Origin of the sequence: Roseisolibacter sp. H3M3-2 (assembly GCF_029211165.1) — a bacterium.
Lineage (GTDB): Bacteria > Gemmatimonadota > Gemmatimonadetes > Gemmatimonadales > Gemmatimonadaceae > Roseisolibacter.
In genome coordinates this window covers 1-1,953 of the sequence record NZ_JARGEK010000586.1, presented here as the reverse complement: position 1 = coordinate 1,953, position 1,953 = coordinate 1, and the positions used below count along the sequence as shown (strand labels likewise).

Sequence of the window (1,953 nt, the reverse complement as noted above, 5' to 3'; positions counted from 1 at the left end):
AGGGGCGCGTGCGGCGCGTGGGCGCGCCCGTCGGTGGCGCTTCCGGGGGACATGCGCGGGGCGTGGCGTGGGCCGGTGGCGTGGCCGCCGGCGTGGGTGGTCCGCGGCAAGGTCGGGCGCGCGGCCGCGCGCCGCCTCTGCCGAACGGCATAGGCGCGTCGCCTACAGCCGCAGCATCGGGAGCGGGCTGAGCGGATGGACCCGCGCGCGCGCGAGCGTCAGCGCGGCGAGCCGGCGGTGGAAGCCCGCGTCCGGCCACGCCGCGCGCACCGCGCGCACGAACGCGCGCGGCGCCCCGAGCGCGAGCGCGCCCCACGACACGTCGATCCAGTCGGCGCGCCGGAACGGCTCCACCAGCGCGCCCGCGCCGCGGTACGGGCGCACGCGGTGGTGCTCGGCGATCATCGTCGTCACCTCGGGGACCCACGCCGCGCGCCCCGCGCGCCGCAGGTGGTCGGCGGCGACCGCCGCCGACGGCGCGAGGTAGTCGAAGGTGCGCGCGGTCCAGATGCCGACGTCGTGCAGCGCCGCGGCGACCTCGACGCGCTCGCGCGCCTCGCCGTCGGCGCCCGACAGCGCGAGGCAGAGGTTCGCCACGCGGTAGACGTGGTTCCGGTAGCCCGCGAGGTCGTCGCCGATGGCCGGCGCGTGCTCGGCGAGCAGCGCGTCGGCGGCGGGGAGCGTGCGGTGCAGGCGGGGCGCGCGGCCGGCCGTCACGGCGGGCCCCCGTTCACGATCGTGCGCGCGACCACCTGCGGGCCGACCGCGGGGAGGACGTCGTAGCGCGTGAGCGGCTCGAAGCCGGGGCGGATCACCAGCGCGGCGTAGCTGGTGCCGGTGTGCGTCCAGCTGCTCCACCGCCCGTCGGGGCCGATGGCGAGGCGCGTGTCGGGGAGCGGCTGGATGTACCACACCTCGCCCGCGCGCGCGAACACGACCACGCGGTCCCCCGGCCGCACGCGGCCGACGACGCGCCCGGCGACGTCGGCGCGCGTCTCGGGGCCGCCCGGCTCGAACGGCGGCACGCGCGTGATGACGACGTCGACCTGCGGCGCCGCGGCGGCCGCCTCGCGCATGCGCGCCTCGTCCATCCGCACGTCCAGCTCGTGCCGCGCGACGCGCCGCCGCGCGCGCCACACCTCGACCGTCACGCGGTCGCGCGTGGACCCCTCGGCGAAGGTGAACAGCGTCTCGGGGCGGTCGGACTCCTGCGGCTCCGTCTCGCCGGCCACCGAGTACCAGCGGTAGCGCAGCCCGTCCACCGGGCCGGCCACCTGCGCCTGCACCTCGACGCGGCGCACCTCCAGCTCGGCGGGCGTCCGCGCGTGGAGGCGCACGCGCACCGCGTCGCCGCCGCACGCGGCGAGTGCGAGGGGAGCGAGGCCGGCGGCGATGGCGGAGGCGCGCGTCACGGGAGGCGGACCAGGTAGGGGAGGGAGTAGCGGCCGACGCGCTCGCCGCCGGCGAACTCGCGGCCGAGGAAGCGCGGGCGGCGCTCGACCCACACGGTGCCGTCGTCGACGTCGCGCGTCGACGCGCGGTGCGAGAGCCGGCGCAGCCGCAGCTCGGCGCGCGGCGGCGCCGCGCCGCCGGGCGACGCGACGGCGGCGCGCCGGTTCGCCCAGAAGCCCGACTCGAGGACGACGGCGAAGTCCTCGGGGTGCCGCGTGTCGAGCGACACCCACAGCGCGTACGGCGAGGTCGAGAACGGGGCGACGGCGAGCGGCGCCGCCGGCGGGCGCACGATCGCGTGCAGGTCGGGCGCGCCGGCCAGCGCGCCGACGACGGTCGCGACCGCGACCGCGTTGAGCGCCGCCTGCCGCGGGCTGCGCAGCGCGGCGACAGCGAGCACCGCGTCGGCGACGTGCGCGCAGGGGTGCAGCCGCAGCGCCGGCCGCCGCGCGTCGGCCGCGAAGCCGAGGCGCGGCAAGTCGGATCGTAGCCATGTCGTTC

Annotated in this window: 3 protein-coding genes; all 3 read right to left on the bottom strand. The window is 79.3% G+C overall.

Annotation, left to right across the window (positions count from 1 at the left end):
• Window positions 1–162: 162 nt before the first annotated feature.
• Window positions 163–717, bottom strand: a complete 555-nt coding sequence (locus PYV61_RS24815; RefSeq protein WP_275836562.1) for an HD domain-containing protein — start codon at window positions 715–717, stop codon at window positions 163–165.
• A complete protein-coding gene (locus PYV61_RS24810) occupies window positions 714–1,412 on the bottom strand; it encodes a hypothetical protein (RefSeq protein ID WP_275836561.1) in 699 nt (232 codons plus the stop codon). The genes PYV61_RS24815 and PYV61_RS24810 overlap by 4 nt, the downstream gene beginning before the upstream one ends.
• A partial coding sequence (locus tag PYV61_RS24805) for a hypothetical protein (protein ID WP_275836560.1) occupies window positions 1,409–1,953 on the bottom strand: 545 nt, incomplete at its 5' end. The genes PYV61_RS24810 and PYV61_RS24805, both read right to left, overlap by 4 nt.